Raw genomic sequence first — 22,381 nt, 5'->3', positions numbered from 1 at the left:
GTTGAAACATAAGAGGATATAAAATGCAGGGGTCTGTAACTGAATTCCTTAAGCCTAGGCTTGTAGATATTGAACAAGTTAGTGCAACTCGAGCTAAAGTAACGCTTGAGCCGTTAGAGCGTGGTTTCGGCCATACTCTTGGTAATGCGTTACGCAGAATCTTGTTGTCGTCTATGCCTGGATGTGCCGTGACCGAAGTAGAAATCGACGGTGTGCAGCACGAATACAGTGCAAAAGAAGGTGTACAGGAAGATGTGATTGAAATCTTGTTAAACCTGAAAGGTTTAGCAGTTCGCGTAGAGGGAAAGGACGAAGTAACTTTGACTTTAAGTAAGTCAGGTGTTGGCCCTGTTACAGCTGCTGATTTTCAGCACGATGGTGATGTAGAAATCATCAACCCTGAGCACGTTATTTGTAATTTAACGAGTGCGAACTCTGAAATTTCTATGCGTGTAAACGTGCAGCGTGGCCGTGGTTATGTTCCTGCTTCTGCGCGTGTGTCCTCAGACGAAGAAGATCGTCCAATCGGTCGCTTGTTACTTGATGCTTCTTTCAGCCCTGTTGAGCGTATCGCTTACAATGTTGAAAGTGCTCGTGTTGAACAACGTACTGATCTAGACAAATTGATCATTGATATGGAAACGAATGGCACTTTAGATCCTGAAGAAGCAATTCGTCGTTCTTCTACTATTCTTGCAGAACAGTTAGAAGCGTTCGTAGACTTACGTGACGTTACTGAAGTAGCTCAAGAAGAAGAGAAGCCAGAATTTGATCCAATTCTATTACGTCCAGTAGACGATCTAGAATTGACTGTTCGTTCAGCTAACTGTTTGAAAGCTGAACAAGTACAATATATCGGTGATTTAGTACAGCGAACTGAGGTTGAGTTATTAAAAACTCCTAACCTTGGTAAGAAGTCTCTAACAGAAATCAAAGACGTTTTAGCGTCTCGTGGTTTATCTCTAGGCATGCGCTTAGAGAACTGGCCACCGGCTAGTCTGTTAGATAACGACTAAATTTTTAAACGAATTAGTTAGAAGGAAAAGCTCATGCGCCATCGTAAGAGTGGTCGTCAATTAAACCGCAACAGCAGTCATCGTCAAGCGATGTTCCGTAATATGGCGGGTTCATTGGTGAAGCATGAAATCATCAAGACAACGTTGCCTAAAGCGAAAGAATTACGTCGTGTTATTGAACCATTGATCACAATGGCTAAATCTGACAGCGTAGCAAATCGTCGTTTAGCATTTGCTCGTACGAGAGATGCTGAAGTAGTTGGTAAATTATTTACTGACTTGGGTCAACGTTACAATGAACGTCCTGGTGGATACACTCGTATTATCAAGTGTGGATACCGTACTGGTGATAAAGCACCAATGGCGTACATTGAACTGGTTGATAGACCAGAACTTGATGCAGATGCTGAAGTAGTTGAAGCTACTGAAGAGTAAATAAAAAAGCCGGGTTTTCCCGGCTTTTTTACCTTTATGGGTTGTAAACGATAAAACTCTAAAATTATACTTATCTACTTATCTACTTATCTACTTATCTACTTATCTACTTATCTACTTATCTACTTATCTACTTATCTACTTATCTACTTATCTACTTATCTACTTATCTACTTATCTACTTATCTACTTATCTACTTATCTACTTATCTACTTATCTACTTATCTACTTAGCAAGGTCCCCAAAGGTAATAGGTATGTTTTGGAAATATTTAAGTTTAAAGGCGTTTTTTTTAGTCAGTTTTAGCGACTTATAGTATAAAAACGATACGTTTAGCTTCTTATTTGGACTAACAACATAAAAAAGTAAGTTTTTTGAAAAAAGCACTTGCGCAACGGAATTAGATCTCTATAATGCGTCCTCGTTGTCAGGGAGACATCAAACGGCTTGAAACGTTAAGTAAAGGTGGTTTGATTTGACTCAAAACGGTTTAGAAAACTTCTTCAACATAATGAAAAAGATTTGATAAAAACGTTGACAACGAATTAGGGAAGTGTAGAATGCGCATCCCGGTTGAGACAAGGTCTCGACCAAGAGCAGAAAGGCTCTGAACGTTCTTTAACAATTTGTAATTAATTATTTGTGTGGGCACTCCGATGAGTAGTAACAAACACACTAAGGTTCTTCTTCGGAAGGCAGCTTAGTACTTGTAACTATCAATTGAGTGTCTGAACGAAATTTATTTGAACAGAATTCAATGGGTAGCGATTAAACTTTTAAGTGAAGAGTTTGATCATGGCTCAGATTGAACGCTGGCGGCAGGCCTAACACATGCAAGTCGAACGGTAACATTTCTAGCTTGCTAGAAGATGACGAGTGGCGGACGGGTGAGTAATGCTTGGGAATTTGCCTTTAGGTGGGGGACAACAGTTGGAAACGACTGCTAATACCGCATGATAGCTACGGCTCAAAGGGGGCTTCGGCTCCCGCCTTTAGAGAAGCCCAAGTGGGATTAGGTAGTTGGTGAGGTAAAGGCTCACCAAGCCGACGATCCCTAGCTGGTCTGAGAGGATGATCAGCCACACTGGAACTGAGACACGGTCCAGACTCCTACGGGAGGCAGCAGTGGGGAATATTGCACAATGGGCGAAAGCCTGATGCAGCCATGCCGCGTGTGTGAAGAAGGCCTTCGGGTTGTAAAGCACTTTCAGCGAGGAGGAAAGCTTAGTCGTTAATACCGGCTAGGTGTGACGTTACTCGCAGAAGAAGCACCGGCTAACTCCGTGCCAGCAGCCGCGGTAATACGGAGGGTGCGAGCGTTAATCGGAATTACTGGGCGTAAAGCGTACGCAGGCGGCCATTTAAGTCAGATGTGAAAGCCCCGGGCTCAACCTGGGAACTGCATTTGAAACTGGATGGCTAGAGTGCGACAGAGGGTGGTAGAATTTCAGGTGTAGCGGTGAAATGCGTAGAGATCTGAAGGAATACCAATGGCGAAGGCAGCCACCTGGGTCGACACTGACGCTCATGTACGAAAGCGTGGGTAGCAAACAGGATTAGATACCCTGGTAGTCCACGCCGTAAACGATGTCTACTAGCAGTTTGACTCTTAAGAGTTGTCTTGCGCAGCTAACGCATTAAGTAGACCGCCTGGGGAGTACGGCCGCAAGGTTAAAACTCAAATGAATTGACGGGGGCCCGCACAAGCGGTGGAGCATGTGGTTTAATTCGATGCAACGCGAAGAACCTTACCATCTCTTGACATCCATAGAATTTAGCAGAGACGCTTTAGTGCCTTCGGGAACTATGAGACAGGTGCTGCATGGCTGTCGTCAGCTCGTGTTGTGAAATGTTGGGTTAAGTCCCGCAACGAGCGCAACCCTTATCCTTAGTTGCCAGCACGTAATGGTGGGAACTCTAAGGAGACTGCCGGTGACAAACCGGAGGAAGGTGGGGACGACGTCAAGTCATCATGGCCCTTACGAGATGGGCTACACACGTGCTACAATGGCAAGTACAAAGGGTTGCGAACTCGCGAGAGTAAGCGGATCCCATAAAGCTTGTCGTAGTCCGGATTGGAGTCTGCAACTCGACTCCATGAAGTCGGAATCGCTAGTAATCGTGGATCAGAATGCCACGGTGAATACGTTCCCGGGCCTTGTACACACCGCCCGTCACACCATGGGAGTGGGCTGCAAAAGAAGTAGGTAGCTTAACCTTCGGGAGGGCGCTTACCACTTTGTGGTTCATGACTGGGGTGAAGTCGTAACAAGGTAGCCGTAGGGGAACCTGCGGCTGGATCACCTCCTTATAAACGAAGTTACACCTTCAGAGTGTTCACACAAATAATTAATTACGAATAATGAGCGAGAAAGCTGCAAGCTGTTAGCTGCATTCGAGAGTTTGTAGCATAAACGATAGGCCTGTAGCTCAGCTGGTTAGAGCGCACCCCTGATAAGGGTGAGGTCGGCAGTTCAAGTCTGCCCAGGCCTACCAAATCTTCGATTTGGACCAACGTTTTAATGACGTGACTTCAGTATGGGGCTATAGCTCAGCTGGGAGAGCGCTTGATTTGCATTCAAGAGGTCCGCGGTTCGATCCCGCGTAGCTCCACCATACTGACACTCAGTTTCTCGATTCAAAACCCTAAACCATACACATTGTAGTGAGTGTGCATCGTTTAGAGTTTTTTATAAACTCATGCTCTTTAACAATTTGGAAAGCTGATAAAAAAATAAGGTAAACATTATTGTTTATTTATTTGTTATTCAACAACTAAAAAAATAATTTTGATTATCACTGTAAGAGAAAACTCAAGCGTTATTTATGTCAGGTTCTTGGTCTTATACAAACCAAGTAACCAATAAATATGACACATAAACTGCGACTGAATTTGCGAGAGCATTTAAGGTTGTATGGTTAAGTGAATAAGCGTATACGGTGGATGCCTTGGCAATTGGAGGCGATGAAGGACGTGTTAATCTGCGATAAGTCTGGTTAAGGTGATAAAAACCGTTATAAACCAGAATTTCCGAATGGGGAAACCCACCCTTTTTAGGGTATCGTATAGTGAATACATAGCTATGCGAAGCGAACCCGGAGAACTGAAACATCTAAGTACCCGGAGGAAAAGAAATCAACCGAGATTTCCTAAGTAGCGGCGAGCGAACGGGAAACAGCCGAATCAGCATGGTTTAGTGGAATGCTCTGGAAAGTGCAACGATAGTGGGTGATAGTCCCGTACACGACAAGCCATGTTGGACATATTAAGTAGGTCGGGGCACGAGAAACCTTGACTGAAGATAGGGGGACCATCCTCTAAGGCTAAATACTCCCAATTGACCGATAGTGAACCAGTACCGTGAGGGAAAGGCGAAAAGAACCCCTGTGAGGGGAGTGAAATAGAACCTGAAACCGTATACGTACAAGCAGTAGGAGCAGACTTGTTCTGTGACTGCGTACCTTTTGTATAATGGGTCAACGACTTATATTTTGTAGCAAGGTTAACCGAATAGGGGAGCCGTAGGGAAACCGAGTCTTAACTGGGCGAATAAGTTGCAAGGTATAGACCCGAAACCCGGTGATCTAGCCATGGGCAGGTTGAAGGTTGAGTAACATCAACTGGAGGACCGAACCCACTAACGTTGAAAAGTTAGGGGATGACCTGTGGCTAGGAGTGAAAGGCTAATCAAACCGGGAGATAGCTGGTTCTCCCCGAAATCTATTTAGGTAGAGCCTCGGACGAATACTTACGGGGGTAGAGCACTGTTTGGGCTAGGGGGCCATCCCGGCTTACCAACCCCATGCAAACTCCGAATACCGTAAAGTAATATCCGGGAGACACACGGCGGGTGCTAACGTTCGTCGTGGAGAGGGAAACAACCCAGACCGCCAGCTAAGGTCCCAAAGTTTATGCTAAGTGGGAAACGATGTGGGAAGGCTTAGACAGCTAGGAGGTTGGCTTAGAAGCAGCCACCCTTTAAAGAAAGCGTAATAGCTCACTAGTCGAGTCGGCCTGCGCGGAAGATGTAACGGGGCTAAGCATAACACCGAAGCTGCGGTAGCGTAATTTATTACGCTAGGTAGGGGAGCGTTCTGTAAGTGGCTGAAGGTGCATTGAGAAGTGTGCTGGACATATCAGAAGTGCGAATGTTGACATGAGTAACGATAATGGGGGTGAAAAACCCCCACGCCGAAAGACCAAGGGTTCCTATCCCATGCTAATCAGGGTAGGGTAAGTCGGCCCCTAAGGCGAGGCAGAAATGCGTAGTCGATGGGAAACAGATTAATATTTCTGTACTTTTAATCATTGCGATGGGGGGACGGAGAAGGCTAGGTGAGCACGGCGATGGTTGTCCGTGTGAAAGTATGTAGGTAGGCTGCTTAGGTAAATCCGGGCGGCTAATACTGAGATACGAGACGAGTCACTAAGGTGATGAAGTCATTGATGCCATACTTCCAGGAAAAGCCTCTAAGCTTCAGATGATTAAGAACCGTACCCCAAACCGACACAGGTGGTCAGGTAGAGAATACTAAGGCGCTTGAGAGAACTCGGGTGAAGGAACTAGGCAAAATGGTACCGTAACTTCGGGAGAAGGTACGCCCACATTAGGTGAAGATACTTGCTATCGGAGCTGAAGTGGGTCGCAGTGACCTGGTGGCTGCAACTGTTTATTAAAAACACAGCACTCTGCTAAATCGAAAGATGACGTATAGGGTGTGACACCTGCCCGGTGCCGGAAGGTTAATTGATTGGGTTATCCTCGGAGAAGCTCATGATCGAAGCCCCGGTAAACGGCGGCCGTAACTATAACGGTCCTAAGGTAGCGAAATTCCTTGTCGGGTAAGTTCCGACCTGCACGAATGGTGTAATGATGGCCACGCTGTCTCCACCCGAGACTCAGTGAAATTGAAATCGCAGTGAAGATGCTGTGTACCCGCGGCTAGACGGAAAGACCCCGTGAACCTTTACTACAGCTTGACACTGAACATTGAGCCTACATGTGTAGGATAGGTGGGAGGCTATGAAACTTGGACGCCAGTTCAGGTGGAGCCATCCTTGAAATACCACCCTTGTATGTTTGATGTTCTAACATTGGCCCCTTATCGGGGTTGTGGACAGTGTCTGGTGGGTAGTTTGACTGGGGCGGTCTCCTCCCAAAGAGTAACGGAGGAGCACGAAGGTTTGCTAAGTACGGTCGGACATCGTACGGTTAGTGTAATGGTAGAAGCAAGCTTAACTGCGAGACAGACACGTCGAGCAGGTACGAAAGTAGGTCATAGTGATCCGGTGGCTCTGTATGGAAGGGCCATCGCTCAACGGATAAAAGGTACTCCGGGGATAACAGGCTGATACCGCCCAAGAGTTCATATCGACGGCGGTGTTTGGCACCTCGATGTCGGCTCATCACATCCTGGGGCTGAAGTCGGTCCCAAGGGTATGGCTGTTCGCCATTTAAAGTGGTACGCGAGCTGGGTTTAGAACGTCGTGAGACAGTTCGGTCCCTATCTGCCGTGGGCGTTGGATGATTGAGAGGGGCTGCTCCTAGTACGAGAGGACCGGAGTGGACGAACCGCTGGTGTTCGGGTTGTCATGCCAATGGCATTGCCCGGTAGCTACGTTCGGAATCGATAACCGCTGAAAGCATCTAAGCGGGAAGCGAGCCTCGAGATGAGTCATCCCTGACAGTTTAACTGTCCTAAAGGGTCGTTGAAGACTACAACGTTGATAGGTAAGGTGTGGAAGTGCTGTGAGGCATTAAGCTAACTTATACTAATTGCCCGTGAGGCTTAACCATACAACGCTTAAGTGTTCTCCTACAGAGACTCAAAATTATTTTGGTTGAATATCCAGCTTTCTGATTGTTAAGACAATTTACGTAAGCGGTGTTTTTATAACATCGATTACAAACAGCTTTGCCTGGTGGCAATAGCGCTGTGGAACCACCTGACTCCATTTCGAACTCAGAAGTGAAACGCAGCTGCGGCGATGGTAGTGTAGCATTTGCTATGCGAGAGTAGCTCACCGCCAGGCTCCCATACTAACCCCTTGCACTATGTGCGAGGGGTTTTTTATTGCCTCCGATTTATACCCAACCATCACGGCTCGCTACTTCGTCGCTCTCGGCAACTGCTCCTGCGTTGCTCTAACTCCTGCATCCATGCATGCACGGCTCTTGAGTATTAATGTTTTGTCGAAGCGTTTCATACTATCTCTGCTAAATTTTTACAGTGAGACTATCGTATACTTTGCACCTATAGAAATTTCTTATTAGCAGTAGTGAGTAAATGCTGTGTTAATGTTAAATTACACTCATATTAATCACTTTGGTCCCTTAAATTGAATTCATTAAAGCAGTTTCATACTTTTCAATTAAATCATTACGCTAATGATGTAGTTAAAATCACATCAGAAGATGACTTTAAAGCTTTAGTGGGACAGATACTAAATAAAGATTTCGTGCTAGTAGGCTCAGGGAGCAATACTCTATTTTTAGAAAACCTAGCTATACCGCTTTATGTAAACGAGTATTTAGGAAAGACTTTATTTGAAGACAATGATTTTTATTATATCGACGTAAACTCGGGTGAAAACTGGCATAGTTTGGTGAGTTGGTCGTTAGAAAACGAAGTATATGGATTAGAAAATCTTGCTTTAATACCAGGCACTGTTGGTGCCGCTCCGATACAAAATATTGGAGCTTATGGAGTTGAGGTTAACCAATTCATAGATTCAGTCGTTTACATTGACCTAGTATCAGGCGAAATAAATTCACTTACTAACCTAGAGTGTAACTTTGGGTATAGAGATAGCATTTTTAAACATGAGCTGGCGACTAATAGCATTATCTTAACAGTGAGATTTAAGCTTCCTAAGGAATGGAGTCCAGTTTTAGAATATGGTGAATTAAAAAACTTAGAATGCCCAACACCGATAAGTATTTTTAACGAAGTATGTAGTATAAGAAATTCCAAACTTCCCGATCCAATGATTATTGGAAATGCTGGTAGTTTTTTTAAAAACCCAATTATTACTAAGTTAGAACTTAATCGAGTTACTGAACTATTTCCTTCATTACCTTCATATCCGCTGAAAGATGGAACATTTAAAATTGCGGCTGGTTGGCTAATTGATAAAGCTGGGCTAAAAGGAAAAGAATTCGGGAACGTAAGAGTAAACCCAAAACAAGCGTTAGTACTAACGAACCACAACGGCGAAGCGCAAGGGCAAGATGTCGTGTTAGCGGCTAATAAAATCATTGATACGGTCTATTCGACCTTCGGGATTAAACTAGAACCAGAAGTTCGTTTTTTTAATAAAGACAAAGAAGTTACCTTGGCAGATTACTATGCGAGCTGAGACCGATGCGAAGCTAATAATTATTAAAGAACTTTCCAGAGGACAATTCGTCTCAGGGCAAGCATTAGCAGAGTTACTAAATCTTTCCCGTACAGCGGTGGCGAAGCATATAAAGGGGATTAATACATTAGGCTTAGAAGTCTTCTCCGTAAAAGGAAAAGGCTATCGACTTGCAGAACCGCTCTCGCTATTAAATGAAGAAAAAATTCGTCATTTATATCGGCATAACTCTACTATTACTTTGCATCACGTTATAGATTCAACCAATGCACATCTAATTCGAATGTTACGTGAGACTAACGAAGTCAGCGACGGTTATACCGTTATATCAGAGTGTCAAACACATGGAAGGGGACGGCGAGGCCGAGAGTGGGCAAGTCCTTATGGTAGTCATGTCTATTTGTCTCGTTACTATCAATCACAGGACGGCCTATCTGAAGCCGCTGGATTAAGTTTAGCGCTTGGTATCGCTGTTAGTAATTGTATTAATCAGTTTATTGAAGGTACGGCAAAGTTAAAGTGGCCAAATGATGTACTAATAAACGATAAAAAAGTAGCAGGCGTATTAGTAGAGGCAGAAGGTCAAAGCGATGGCCTTTGCCATTTAGTTATCGGTATAGGTGTAAATATCAATATGCCAAATAATATCGAGATAGATCAACCCTGGACAGATGTTAAGAGCAACACCAATTCTAATATCGACAGAAATGAATTTGTCGCACGGCTTTTGCGGGAAATCGATAAAATAATGATTACATTTAAGCAAAACAGATTAGAAACGTTGTATTCGGTATGGAACGAAATGAACGCATACGAAGGGTTACTTGTTACCTTGTCTAGTGGAAAGGAACAAAAGCAGGGTAAGTGCTTAGGTATAGATGATACGGGTTCACTAATGTTAGAAGATGAATTGACGAAGCGAATATTTAAAGCTTATGGCGGTGAATTAAGTTTAAGGAAAGCTAGATAGTGAAGTTACTTATAGACGCCGGCAATACCAACATTAAGTTTGCTAAATTCGAGAACCACCGATGTAGTGAGTTACCTCAATCATCATTTATGTCACTAATCAAAGATGCTGACGTTATTGTCATAGCAAAAGTAAAAGAATACAGTTTGTTTATAGACGTCGAATCTAAAGCAAAAGAATACGATGTTCCAGTCATATTTCCTAAGGTCGAACCTATAAGTTTTGGCGTCACGTGTGGATATAAGAACGTTAAACACCTAGGGATAGATCGCTGGTTAGGTGTACTCGCCGCAACAATAAGTTATCCCAATAGACCTTTAATCGTAGTTGATAGTGGTACTGCTATGACTATAGATTTTGTTTTGCCAAATAAAACTCATATAGGCGGATGGATTACACCAGGATTGACGTTAATGAAAAACTCAATCGTAGAACGAGCACCCTTAGTTTTTGTAAATAACAACATAGACGATGAACGAATTGGTACAGACACACCTTCTGCTTTATTGAATGGATGTCTATTTAGTCTCGTTGGTACAATTGACAAAGCAAGAGAGGAAATCAGACGTCAGTTAAGCGATAACGAGAAAAACAATATATTAATTGTATTAACCGGGGGTGATAGAGGAAAAATTGCTCGTTTATTAACGTGTGATTATGTCGAAAATAAATTTCTTATATTTGAGGGTTTGTCGTTATTTTCTTAATACAATCATAATTGCGATTGTTAATTAACCGACCTTGGTTTTATTTGTTTAAAACATCACCAAACAAACAAAAAAAACAAAAAAAAGACGTTTTATGCTTGCACAATCAAAACTCATACCATAGAATTCGCACCACTTGATGCAGTGCCGGCTTAGCTCAGTTGGTAGAGCAACTGACTTGTAATCAGTAGGTCGCCAGTTCGATTCCGGCAGCCGGCACCATCAAATAAAGTGTGGAGGGGTTCCCGAGTGGCCAAAGGGATCAGACTGTAAATCTGACGGTTCTACCTTCGGTGGTTCGAATCCACCTCCCTCCACCATCTCATTCTCATATCAAGATTATTATTTTGATATAAATAAGGTCGGCTCGCGACCTTTTGTGCTTTGTGCGAGAAATTGAACAAAGCGGACGTCGTATAATGGTATTACTCTAGCCTTCCAAGCTAATAACGCGGGTTCGATTCCCGCCGTCCGCTCCAAGTATTTTTTGCTGATATAGCTCAGTTGGTAGAGCGCACCCTTGGTAAGGGTGAGGTCGGCAGTTCAAATCTGCCTATCAGCACCATCTAAAAATTTCTCGCCCAAACTTTCAAATTTATAAACCACGCTTATAGCGTATTACTTTAATAAAACTGAAATAGGTCTGAAAATGGCAAGAGAAAAGTTTGAACGTACTAAACCGCACGTTAACGTTGGTACAATCGGTCACGTTGACCACGGTAAAACAACTTTAACAGCTGCAATCTCTGCAGTACTTTCTAAGACATACGGTGGTGACGTTAGAGATTTCGCACAAATCGATAATGCTCCAGAAGAGCGTGAGCGTGGTATTACAATCAATACTTCTCACATCGAGTATGACACTCCAACTCGTCACTACGCACACGTAGACTGTCCAGGACACGCCGATTATGTTAAAAACATGATCACTGGTGCTGCACAGATGGACGGCGCGATCTTAGTTGTTGCTGCAACTGACGGCCCAATGCCTCAAACACGTGAGCACATCCTACTTTCACGTCAGGTTGGTGTACCTTACATCATCGTATTCATGAACAAATGTGACATGGTTGATGACGAAGAGTTACTAGAATTAGTAGAAATGGAAGTTCGTGAACTTCTTTCAGAATACGAATTCCCTGGTGACGACCTTCCACTAATCGCTGGTTCAGCTCTTAAAGCTCTTGAAGGCGAAGCAGAGTGGGAAGCGAAGATCATCGAACTAGCAGAAGCACTAGATACTTACATTCCAGAGCCAGAGCGTGACATCGATAAGCCATTCATCATGCCTATCGAAGACGTATTCTCAATCTCAGGTCGTGGTACAGTAGTAACAGGTCGTGTTGAGCAAGGTATCATTAACACAGGTGACTCAGTAGAAATCGTTGGTATCAAAGATACAACGACTACAACATGTACAGGTGTTGAAATGTTCCGTAAGCTTCTAGACGAAGGTCGTGCAGGTGAGAACATTGGTGCATTGTTACGTGGTACTAAGCGTGATGAAGTTGAACGTGGTCAAGTACTAGCGAAGCCTGGTTCAATCCAGCCGCACACTAAGTTCGAATCAGAAGTATACGTTTTATCAAAAGAAGAAGGTGGTCGTCATACTCCATTCTTCAAAGGTTACCGTCCACAGTTCTACTTCCGTACAACTGACGTAACTGGTGCAGTTGAGCTTCCAGAAGGCGTAGAAATGGTAATGCCTGGTGATAACATCAAGATGGTTGTTGAGCTAATCGCACCAATCGCGATGGACGAAGGTCTACGTTTCGCAATCCGTGAAGGTGGCCGTACAGTTGGTGCTGGTGTTGTAGCATCAATCGTAGCGTAATTCTGCGTTGTTAAGAGGTTGCAGTCAGCTGTAAACTGATTAACAAAAAAGATAAAAGAAAGGCTCCTGTTCTAACGAATGGGAGCCTTTTTTTATTGTCTGCTTAAAACTAAAACTAAAGTTTAACGATAATCACAGGTTAGTGCTTATAACGTCGAGTATGAATTTTTTATATTGATAAAACTTTAAATTTTGTCGCCAGATTTCATATATTCAGCGAATAATAATATACAGTTGTCTATATCGTGTTATGTTTTAGTGAAGTTTATCAAAGGAAGTGTTATGAAAATTTATCTATCAATAATATCGCTGTTAGTCAGTATTTCCGTTATGGCGGAGCCGACAATAATACATAACGTCAAAGGATATACATTCACAAATGAACGCAACTTAGTGACATTCTCAGCTATTGCCTTTGAGAATGGAATAGTACTTAAAATTGGGAATAACGAATTAATAGACCAATATAAGAGCGCTAAACGAATTGATGGGAAACAGAAAGTAATGTTGCCTGGTTTAGTCGACGGACATGGACACATGCTTGGTTTAGGCTTTAATTTATTAAATGTGGATGTTCGTGATATACGTAGCGCTGAGGCAACGGCCCAAAAAGTTGCTGCTTACAGTGAGCAAAACCCAGATATTAGTTGGATTAAAGGCCGCGGCTGGAATCAAGAAATCTGGCCTTCTAATACATACCCAACAGCCAAACAATTAGACGAGTATATTTCTGATCGCCCAGTTTATTTAAGTCGAGTAGACGGCCATGCAGCATGGTTAAATACAAAAGCTTTAGAGTTAGCGGGAATTACAAAGGACACAATCTCCCCTCCAGGAGGTGAAATCGTTAAAGATGCGCAAGGCAATCCGACAGGTGTACTTATCGATAACGCAGAAATACTTGTAATGGATAAAATACCAAACCCGTCCAAGGGTGAAATGAAGGCCGCTTTAGAAAAAGCGACTGATCATTTACTTTCATTAGGGGTTACCAGTATGCATGACGCTGGGATCGATCATGAAACTTATCATCTATATAAAGACGCTGCTAAAGCAGGCGATTTAGACGTGCGTGTCTATGCGATGCTCGCTGCAACAGACCCCCATCTCTCTGATATGTTGAAGCATGGTTACATAAAAGATAATAAAGACTTCCTATCAATACGAAGTGTGAAGATATATGGAGACGGTGCGCTTGGTAGCCGCGGAGCCGCTTTATTACAACCGTATCATGATGATAAGGATAACGTAGGGCTTTTAGTTACATCACCTGAAAAACTGACGCCTTTATTCGATGAAATCCTAAGTCATCGATTTCAAATTAATATTCACGCTATCGGCGATAGAGCTAATCGAATAGCGTTAAATGAATTTGAAAGAGTATTTAAAAAGCCAGAGTCTATTCTCTATAATGGCGAGGAGCTTAGACACCGTGTAGAGCATGCGCAAGTTGTTCACCCTGAGGATATTCCGCGCTTTAAAACATTGAATATTCTCCCTTCGATGCAACCAACACATGCAACGTCAGACAAGGAAATGGCACCAAAACGAATTGGACAAAGTAGACTAGAAGGCGCATATGCTTGGCAACAATTTCTAAAACAAGGCAGTCGTATTATTTCAGGGTCTGATTTCCCGGTAGAGTTGGCAAATCCATTTTTAGGTTTGCATGCTGCCGTTACTCGTCAGGACAGAGCTAATATGCCAAAAGGCGGATGGCGTCCTAATCAGTCTATGAGTATGGCGGAAGCGCTTCGTTCATTTACCATTGACGCGGCTTACGGTGCGCACCAAGATAAAATAATTGGCGGATTACAAGCGGGCAAATATGCTGACTTCATAATAATAGACCAAGATATATTTACTATCCCAAAAGAAAATATATGGAAGTCGAATGTGCTGGAAACATGGGTCGCAGGTAAACTGGTATATAAGAACCCATAAATTATTAGCGAAAATTAGTTTTTAATTGCGTCATTAAACCAGTTAAGTATAATGGCGCTCCCCACTTTATGATTCCCTTAAAAATTAAGATTCACAAAAGTGGTGTAACTGTCTATTGATTGATTAATAGACATAAATGGTGTTGTTGCAGGGGCGTAGTTCCAATTGGTAGAACAGCGGTCTCCAAAACCGATGGTTGGGGGTTCGAGTCCCTCCGCCCCTGCCAAACCTCAAAGAACAGTATTAGTGAATAGTATTGTCCTTTGAGGTTTATAACAATTTTCACAAATGTAGTAATTAAGGTGTTTCGATGAGTGCCAATGTTGAACAGTCAAACAAAGGACTGGATTTAGTTAAATGGGTAATCGCTATTGCGTTATTAGCAGGTGCGGTTGTTGCAAACAATATGTTCGATCAAGAATCAGTACTGATTCGCGCAATTGGTGTTGTTGCTGCTGTTGTTATAGCTGGCGTTTTTGCCGGGACGACAGAAAAAGGTAGAAACTTTATTAGCTTTTCTAAAGAATCGAATAAAGAAATTCGCAAGGTTATTTGGCCTACTCGTCAAGAAGCGACTCAAACTACATTTATTATTTTTGCTGCTACTGCCGTTATAGCAATTATGCTCTATTTTTTAGATATGTTTTTACGCTGGGCAGTAGCTCTACTTACAGGTATAGGAGCTTAATGCATGTCTGATTCAGATATTAATGTTGAAGAACAAGCAGAAAACAAATTACGTTGGTATGTTGTTCAAGCTTACTCAGGCTATGAAGGTCGTGTATCAAAAGCTCTAGAAGAGCACATTAAAGTAAACGCAATGGAAGATTACTTTGGCCGTATTTTAGTACCAACTGAAGAAGTTGTAGAAATGCGTGCAGGCCAAAAGCGTCGTTCAGAACGTAAGTTTTTCCCTGGCTATGTTTTAGTAGAAATCGCGATGAATGAAGATGCGTGGCATCTTGTAAAGAATACACCACGTGTACTAGGGTTTATCGGTGGAACGTCAGATCGCCCAGCGCCAATTTCTAACCGTGAAGCTGAAGCGATCTTAAACCGCCTAGAAGAAAATGTTGATAAGCCTAAGCCTAAAACATTATTCGAGCCAGGTGAAGTTGTTCGCGTTACCGAAGGTCCATTTGCTGACTTTAACGGTGTTGTTGAAGAAGTGGATTATGAGAAGAGCCGAGTTAAAGTTTCTGTACTTATATTTGGTCGCTCAACTCCAGTTGAACTTGAGTTTGGTCAGGTAGAAAAAGATAAATAATCGAAGTTAATTTCGAATTACAGTCTTGAAAAGGGTCGCGATTGTCTATATAATGCGCGACCCTTTTGTATGTGTCTGGGTGAGAATTTAGACAGGTATAAAATATTTAAAACGGGAAGCCGATAAGTAAGAAACCTCGTTCTTACTAGGCGATGACCCATTAATGAGGAAGCTAAAATGGCTAAAAAAGTTGAAGCCCTAATCAAGTTGCAAGTAGCAGCTGGTATGGCAAACCCAAGTCCTCCGGTTGGTCCTGCTCTAGGTCAACACGGTGTGAACATCATGGAATTCTGTAAAGCGTTTAACGCAAAAACAGGTGAAATGGAAAAAGGTGCTCCGGTACCAGTAGTAATTTCTGTTTACAGTGATCGTTCGTTTACATTCGAAACTAAGACTCCACCTGCATCTTACTTACTTAAGAAAGCTGCTGGTATCAAATCTGGTTCTGGTCGTCCAAACACTGAAAAAGTGGGTACGGTAACACGTGCACAGTTGGAAGAAATCGTAAACACCAAACAACCAGACCTAACTGCAGCCGATATGGATGCAGCAGTACGCACTATTGCCGGCTCAGCTCGTGCAATGGGCTTGAATGTAGAGGGTTAATCAATGGCTAAATTAACAAAACGCGCACGTTTAATTCGTGAAAAAGTTGATGCAACTCGTGAATACGGCATCGAAGAAGCTGTAGCTCTACTTAAAGAATTAGCGACTGCTAAATTCACAGAAAGCTTTGATGTTGCTATTAACTTAGGCATCGACGCTCGTAAATCTGACCAAAACGTTCGTGGTGCTACTGTACTACCTAACGGTACTGGTAAAGACGTACGCGTAGCAGTATTTACACAAGGCGCTAACGCTGAAGCAGCTAAAGCAGCTGGTGCAGACGTTGTTGGTATGGAAGATCTTGCTGAGCAAGTTAAAGCTGGCGAAATGAACTTCGACGTAGTTGTTGCATCTCCTGATGCAATGCGTGTTGTTGGTCAATTAGGTCAAATCTTAGGTCCACGTGGCCTTATGCCTAACCCGAAAGTTGGAACAGTTACTCCAGACGTAGCAACAGCAGTTAAAAATGCTAAAGCTGGTCAGGTTCGTTATAGAAACGATAAAAACGGTATTGTTCACGCTTCTATCGGTAAAGTTGATTTTGACGCTGAAGCGATCAAAACAAACTTAGAAGCTCTATTAGGCGCAATCGTAAAAGCAAAACCTGCTTCTGCGAAAGGCACATTTGTTAAGAAAGTTAGTCTTTCTACAACAATGGGTGCTGGCGTAGCGATTGAACAAGCTTCAATCAAAGCTGACAAGTAAAAAATTCGGGTTGAGGTATTGCTTGCAATGCCTCCATCCAAGACCGTAGGTGTTAAATAGATATCTTATTTGACTTAATGTCCTACGCAGATGGTGATGACCCCAGAAGATTCCACTTCTGGCTTTCACCGGAACCGTTCAAGACTAGTCTTGAACATAATGTAAACGGTTTATCCGTTTCCACAACCAGGAGAAAAGCTAATGGCATTAAATCTTGATGGCAAAAAAGCAGTAGTTGCTGAAGTCCAAGAAGCAGCCAAAGACGCTCTGTCTGCAGTAGTAGCAGACGCTCGTGGTGTATCTGTAACTGCAATTACAGCACTTCGTAAAGAAGCGCGTGCTAATGGCGTTTGGATGAAGGTTGTTCGCAACACTTTAGCTAAACGTGCAGTTGAAGGTACTGACTTCGAATGTCTTTCTGAAGCGTTTGTAGGTCCAACTCTTATCGCATTTTCTAAAGAACACCCAGGTGTTGGTGCACGTCTTTTCAAAGACTTTGCAAAGAAAAACGAAAAGTTTGAACTTAAAACAGCATCATTTGAAGGCAGCGTAGTAGATGTTGAAGTATTAGCTTCACTACCTACATACGACGAAGCGATCGCACGTTTGATGAGTGTTATGAAAGAAGCTTCTGCAGGCAAACTAGTGAAGACACTAGCTGCGGTAAAAGAAGCGAAAGAAGCTGCATAATTTTATTTAGCATATTGCTAGTAAATATACAGTTTTTAGGTGAAAGTTATTACAAGCGATTAAATCGCTTAAACAAGTTAGGAATTATAAAATGTCTGTAACTCAAGAACAAATCTTAGACGCAATTGCTGAAATGTCAGTAATGCAAGTAGTTGAACTAGTTGAAGCTATGGAAGAAAAATTCGGCGTAACTGCAGCTGCTGCTGTTGTTGCTGCTGGCCCAGCAGAAGCTGCTGAAGAAAAGACTGAATTCGACGTAATCCTTACTGGCGCTGGCGCTAACAAGGTTGCAGCGATCAAAGCAGTACGTGGCGCGACTGGTCTTGGCCTTAAAGAAGCTAAAACTATGGTTGAATCTGCTCCAATCGCTGTTAAAGAAGCGATCTCTAAAGGTGAAGCTGAAGAACTTAAAGCTGCACTTGAAGAAGCAGGCGCTACTGTTGAAGTTAAATAATCTGACGTCTGTTAGATTATCTGCCTAAAATTTAGGCATGGGCTGGTGATAAAATATCACCGGCCTTTTTGCGCTATATCTGTGTAAAAACTTTTATAGTGCACAAAATGATGGTAAAACTTTTTTATACCACCATTTGTATTTAAGAATTACATGCACTTAGGCAAATTTAGTTGTTATAAAATTTGCTCTAAATAGCAAACCAACTTGGGGCAGATTTGCCTCAGTAAATGCCAAAAGGCGTGTAATGATTTAATACTGAAGCGGGTTATAGCAAAATTTTGCTGTTAAAAGGTAGTCTGTTCCTTAATTGAGACAGGCTTATAGGGTCAAAAATCAGCAAGCTGAGGAACCACATGGCTTACTCTTATTCTGAAAAGAAACGAATTCGTAAGGATTTTGGCAAACGCGAACACGTTTTGGACATGCCTTATCTTCTACAAGTTCAGCTTGAATCATACAATAAGTTTATTGAAGCGGACGTAGACGGTAATAATGGCATCGAAGCGGCTTTCCGTTCTGTTTTCCCTATTAAGAGCTATTCTGGTAGCGCCGAACTACAATTTGTTAGCTATCGCGTTGGAGAACCTGTCTTCGACGTGAAAGAATGTCAAATTCGTGGCGTTACATATGCAGCACCATTACGTGTGAAACTGCGTTTAGTTCTAATGGACAAAGAAGCTGCTCCTGGTACTGTTAAAGATATCAAAGAGCAAGAAGTTTATATGGGTGAAATGCCGTTAATGACAGACAACGGTACTTTTGTCATAAACGGAACTGAGCGAGTAATCGTATCTCAGTTACACCGTTCTCCTGGTGTATTCTTCGATCACGACAAAGGTAAAACTCACTCATCAGGTAAAGTTTTATACAATGCCCGCGTAATTCCTTACCGTGGCTCTTGGTTAGACTTTGAATTCGACCCTAAAGATAATTTATTCGTACGTATTGACCGTCGCAGAAAATTACCTGCTTCAATCATGTTACGTGCGTTAGAGTATTCTACAGAAGAAATCTTAGACCTATTCTTTGATCGTATCGCTATTGAAATTAAAGGCGATAAAATCTTAATGGAATTGCAACCGTCTCGCCTTCGTGGTGAAACAGCTGCATTCGATTTTAAAGACGCTGACGGTGAAGTCATTGTCGAGACTGGTCGTCGTATTACAGCTCGCCACATCCGTTCAATGGAAAAAGCGGGTATTAATCAAATCGAAGTTCCTCATGAGTACATCATTGATAAAGTAATCGCAAAAGATTACATCGATGAGTCAACTGGTGAGCTAGTTGCAAATGCAAATGACCTAATTAGCTTAGAATTACTAGCTAAAATGGCAGAAGCAGGACACAAGTCTTTCGAAATTATTTACACCAATGAATTAGATCACGGTTCATACATCTCTGACACGCTACGTATTGATAGCTCAACTAACCGCTTAGAAGCGTTAATTGAAATATATCGTATGATGCGCCCAGGTGAGCCACCGACAAAAGATTCAGCGGAAGCTTTATTCGATAACCTATTTTTCTCTCTAGAGCGTTATGATTTATCCTCTGTAGGTAGAATGAAGTTTAACCGTCGAGTTAGTCGTGATGACTTGACTGGTGAAGGTACTCTAAGCAAAAAAGACATCACTGACGTTATGAAAGTGCTAATTAGCATACGTGACGGTAAAGGCGATGTTGATGATATTGATCACTTAGGTAACCGTCGTATCCGTTCTGTTGGTGAAATGGCAGAAAACCAATTCCGTGTTGGTCTAGTTCGTGTTGAACGTGCTGTTAAAGAACGCTTAAGTTTAGGTGATCTTGATAACACAACTCCACAAGACTTAATTAACGCTAAGCCTATATCTGCAGCAATCAAAGAATTCTTTGGTTCGAGCCAGTTATCTCAGTTTATGGATCAAAACAACCCGCTATCAGAAGTTACGCACAAACGTCGTATCTCTGCATTAGGCCCAGGTGGTTTGACTCGTGAACGTGCAGGCTTTGAGGTTCGAGACGTTCACCCGACTCACTATGGTCGTGTATGTCCAATCGAAACTCCGGAAGGACCAAACATCGGTCTAATTAACTCATTGTCAGTTTATGCTCGCGTAAACTCATATGGTTTCTTAGAAACTCCATACCGTCGAGTAGTTGACGGTCAGGTTACTGGCGAAATTGATTACTTATCTGCAATTGAAGAAGATAAGTTCGTAATCGCACAGGCATCTGCTGAGATGGATGCAGAAGGTCGTCTAGTTAATGAACTAGTACCTTGTCGTTTCAAAAATGAATTTACGATTACATCAATCGACCAAGTTCAATATATGGACGTAGCACCTCAACAAGTTGTATCAGTAGCTGCAAGCTTAATCCCGTTCCTAGAACACGATGATGCTAACCGTGCCTTGATGGGTGCGAACATGCAACGTCAGGCCGTTCCTACTCTACGTGCTGATAAGCCGTTAGTTGGTACTGGCGTAGAAGCGGTAGTAGCAAAAGACTCTGGTGTAACTGTGGTTGCTAAACGTGGTGGTGTTGTTGATTATGCAGACGCATCACGTATCGTTGTTAAAGTTAACGAAAGTGAATGTTTACCTGGCGAAGCTGGTATCGACATCTACAACTTAACTAAGTACACACGTTCAAACCAAAATACATGTATTAACCAAAAAACTACAGTAAGTTCTGGTGAACCAGTGCAACGCGGCGACGTGTTAGCCGATGGTCCTTCAACAGACTTAGGTGAGCTAGCGCTAGGTCAAAACATGCGTGTAGCATTCATGCCTTGGAATGGTTACAACTTCGAAGACTCGATCTTAGTATCTGAGCGTGTTGTACAAGAAGATCGTTTAACAACGATTCATATCCAAGAACTAAGCTGTGTTGCTCGTGATACTAAATTAGGTCCTGAAGAAATCACTTCTGATATTCCAAACGTTGGTGAGTCAGCGCTTGGTAAATTAGATGACTCAGGTATCGTTTATATCGGTGCAGAAGTTAAGGGTGGCGACATCCTAGTAGGTAAAGTAACACCTAAAGGTGAAACTCAACTTACTCCTGAAGAGAAGCTTCTACGAGCTATTTTTGGTGAAAAAGCGTCTGACGTTAAAGACAGCTCATTACGCGTTCCAAACTCTGTGTCTGGTACGGTAATCGACGTTCAAGTATTTACACGTGATGGCGTAGAAAAAGATAAGCGTGCGTTAGACATCGAAGAGATGCAATTAGCGCAAGCGAAAAAAGACTTAAACGAAGAATTCCGTATTCTAGAAAACAACACGTTCGCAAGAACACGTGAACTTCTAATCTCTGGTGGATTAGATGCTGATACTGTTGCTTCTATTGCAGGTGATAAATTGTTCCAGCAAAGTTTATCTGATGAAGTTAAACAAGCTGAACTTGAGCATCTAGCTGCAAGCTACGAAGAACTTCGTGGTGAGTACGATAAGAAATACGAAGTTAAGCGCCGCAAGATCACTCAAGGTGACGACTTAGCACCTGGCGTACTTAAAATCGTTAAAGTTTATTTAGCTGTTAAACGTCGTATACAACCTGGTGATAAGATGGCCGGTCGTCACGGTAACAAAGGTGTAATCTCTACCATTGTTCCTGTTGAAGATATGCCACATGATGAGTTCGGTACTCCAGTAGATATCGTACTTAACCCGCTAGGTGTACCATCGCGTATGAACATCGGTCAGATCCTTGAGACCCATTTAGGTATGGCGGCTCGTGGACTAGGTGAAAAACTAGACCGTATGATCAAAGAGCAAAAAGAACTTGCGGAAATCCGTGAATTCTTAGGAAAGGTTTATGCTTCAGGTACATCACGTCAAGAAGTTGATATTGATAGCTTCTCTGATGATGAAGTACGTCGCCTTGCTCAAAACCTACGTGCTGGTGTTCCAATTGCGACACCTGTATTTGACGGTGCAGCTGAAGAAGAAATTAAAGACTTATTTGAACTAGCTGATATGCCTCGCAGTGGTCAATTTACCCTGTTTGATGGTCGTACTGGTAACTCATTTGAGCGTAAAGTAACCGTTGGTTACATGTACATGTTGAAACTTAACCACTTGGTTGACGACAAGATGCACGCACGTTCAACAGGCTCTTACAGCCTAGTTACACAGCAGCCACTTGGTGGTAAAGCTCAGTTCGGTGGTCAGCGTTTCGGAGAGATGGAAGTATGGGCACTAGAAGCTTACGGTGCTGCTTACACGCTTCAAGAAATGCTTACAGTTAAATCTGATGACGTTAATGGTCGTACTAAGATGTATAAAAACATCGTGGACGGTGATCATCGTATGGAACCGGCGATTCCAGAATCGTTCAACGTATTGTTGAAAGAGATTCGTTCGCTAGGTCTAAACATCGAGCTGGAAGAAGAATAAGCCTAGT

The 22,381-nt window shown here is 42.6% G+C and carries 14 protein-coding genes, 7 tRNA genes and 3 rRNA genes; all 24 read left to right on the top strand.

Annotated features, from left to right (window positions below):
- Nucleotides 1-23 precede the first annotated feature (23 nt).
- The 24 genes from J9318_RS00480 (at nt 24) to rpoB (ending at nt 22,374) form a co-directional block, all read left to right on the top strand.
- Nucleotides 24-1,016: a DNA-directed RNA polymerase subunit alpha gene (locus J9318_RS00480; RefSeq protein ID WP_210560570.1), complete on the top strand. Its 993-nt coding sequence runs from the start codon at nt 24-26 to the stop codon at nt 1,014-1,016.
- Nucleotides 1,017-1,049: 33 nt separating this feature from the next.
- Complete coding sequence (gene rplQ, locus J9318_RS00475; RefSeq protein WP_210560569.1) at nt 1,050-1,451, top strand: 50S ribosomal protein L17; 402 nt, start codon at nt 1,050-1,052, stop codon at nt 1,449-1,451.
- 778 nt (nt 1,452-2,229) lie between these two features.
- Nucleotides 2,230-3,763 (top strand): 16S ribosomal RNA (locus tag J9318_RS00470).
- A gap of 108 nt (nt 3,764-3,871) precedes the next feature.
- Nucleotides 3,872-3,948, top strand: a tRNA-Ile gene (locus J9318_RS00465).
- 44 nt (nt 3,949-3,992) lie between these two features.
- Nucleotides 3,993-4,068 (top strand) — tRNA-Ala (locus J9318_RS00460).
- Between the two features lie 301 nt (nt 4,069-4,369).
- A 23S ribosomal RNA gene (locus J9318_RS00455) occupies nt 4,370-7,250 on the top strand.
- 121 nt (nt 7,251-7,371) lie between these two features.
- A 5S ribosomal RNA gene (gene rrf, locus J9318_RS00450) occupies nt 7,372-7,486 on the top strand.
- The 16S, 23S and 5S rRNA genes sit together here with 2 tRNA genes alongside, the layout of an rRNA operon.
- Before the next feature lie 306 nt (nt 7,487-7,792).
- Nucleotides 7,793-8,812 carry a UDP-N-acetylmuramate dehydrogenase gene (gene murB / locus J9318_RS00445; RefSeq protein ID WP_210560568.1) on the top strand — a complete coding sequence of 340 codons (1,020 nt, stop codon included), beginning with the start codon at nt 7,793-7,795 and terminating at the stop codon, nt 8,810-8,812.
- Nucleotides 8,802-9,782, top strand: coding sequence for a bifunctional biotin--[acetyl-CoA-carboxylase] ligase/biotin operon repressor BirA (gene birA / locus J9318_RS00440; protein WP_210560567.1), 981 nt, complete (start codon nt 8,802-8,804; stop codon nt 9,780-9,782). Before murB ends, birA begins: the two co-directional genes overlap by 11 nt.
- Entirely contained in the window at nt 9,782-10,489 is a 708-nt protein-coding gene (locus tag J9318_RS00435) for a type III pantothenate kinase (protein ID WP_210560566.1), read from the top strand. The genes birA and J9318_RS00435 overlap by 1 nt, the downstream gene beginning before the upstream one ends.
- 146 nt (nt 10,490-10,635) lie before the next feature.
- Nucleotides 10,636-10,711 (top strand) — tRNA-Thr (locus tag J9318_RS00430).
- Between the two features lie 13 nt (nt 10,712-10,724).
- A tRNA-Tyr gene (locus J9318_RS00425) sits at nt 10,725-10,809 on the top strand.
- Between the two features lie 85 nt (nt 10,810-10,894).
- Nucleotides 10,895-10,968 (top strand) — tRNA-Gly (locus J9318_RS00420).
- 10 nt (nt 10,969-10,978) lie between these two features.
- A tRNA-Thr gene (locus J9318_RS00415) sits at nt 10,979-11,054 on the top strand.
- 84 nt (nt 11,055-11,138) lie between these two features.
- Nucleotides 11,139-12,323, top strand: coding sequence for an elongation factor Tu (gene tuf, locus J9318_RS00410; protein ID WP_210560552.1), 1,185 nt, complete (start codon nt 11,139-11,141; stop codon nt 12,321-12,323).
- Between the two features lie 282 nt (nt 12,324-12,605).
- Nucleotides 12,606-14,267, top strand: coding sequence for an amidohydrolase (locus tag J9318_RS00405; protein WP_210560565.1), 1,662 nt, complete (start codon nt 12,606-12,608; stop codon nt 14,265-14,267).
- 149 nt (nt 14,268-14,416) lie between these two features.
- Nucleotides 14,417-14,493 (top strand) — tRNA-Trp (locus tag J9318_RS00400).
- 84 nt (nt 14,494-14,577) lie between these two features.
- A complete protein-coding gene (gene secE / locus J9318_RS00395; protein WP_210560564.1) occupies nt 14,578-14,955 on the top strand; it encodes a preprotein translocase subunit SecE in 378 nt (125 codons plus the stop codon).
- Between the two features lie 3 nt (nt 14,956-14,958).
- Nucleotides 14,959-15,534: a transcription termination/antitermination protein NusG gene (gene nusG / locus J9318_RS00390; RefSeq protein ID WP_210560563.1), complete on the top strand. Its 576-nt coding sequence runs from the start codon at nt 14,959-14,961 to the stop codon at nt 15,532-15,534.
- A 177-nt stretch (nt 15,535-15,711) separates the two neighbouring features.
- Nucleotides 15,712-16,140, top strand: a complete 429-nt coding sequence (gene rplK / locus J9318_RS00385; protein WP_210560562.1) for a 50S ribosomal protein L11 — start codon at nt 15,712-15,714, stop codon at nt 16,138-16,140.
- Nucleotides 16,141-16,143: 3 nt separating this feature from the next.
- On the top strand, nt 16,144-16,845 hold the full coding sequence (rplA, locus tag J9318_RS00380; RefSeq protein WP_210560561.1) for a 50S ribosomal protein L1: 702 nt from the start codon (nt 16,144-16,146) through the stop codon (nt 16,843-16,845).
- Nucleotides 16,846-17,046: 201 nt separating this feature from the next.
- Nucleotides 17,047-17,535, top strand: coding sequence for a 50S ribosomal protein L10 (gene rplJ / locus J9318_RS00375; protein ID WP_210560560.1), 489 nt, complete (start codon nt 17,047-17,049; stop codon nt 17,533-17,535).
- A 91-nt stretch (nt 17,536-17,626) separates the two neighbouring features.
- Nucleotides 17,627-17,989, top strand: coding sequence for a 50S ribosomal protein L7/L12 (rplL, locus tag J9318_RS00370; protein WP_210560559.1), 363 nt, complete (start codon nt 17,627-17,629; stop codon nt 17,987-17,989).
- 356 nt (nt 17,990-18,345) lie between these two features.
- The gene (gene rpoB / locus J9318_RS00365) at nt 18,346-22,374 is read left to right on the top strand and encodes a DNA-directed RNA polymerase subunit beta (protein WP_210560558.1); all 4,029 of its coding nucleotides are present in this window, start codon (nt 18,346-18,348) and stop codon (nt 22,372-22,374) included.
- Nucleotides 22,375-22,381 lie beyond the last annotated feature (7 nt).

Origin of the sequence: Psychrosphaera aestuarii (assembly GCF_017948405.1) — a bacterium.
Classification (GTDB): Bacteria; Pseudomonadota; Gammaproteobacteria; order Enterobacterales; family Alteromonadaceae; genus Psychrosphaera; species Psychrosphaera aestuarii.
Note: the sequence above shows the minus strand (reverse complement) of the source record. Positions and strands in the feature narration are given on the sequence as shown.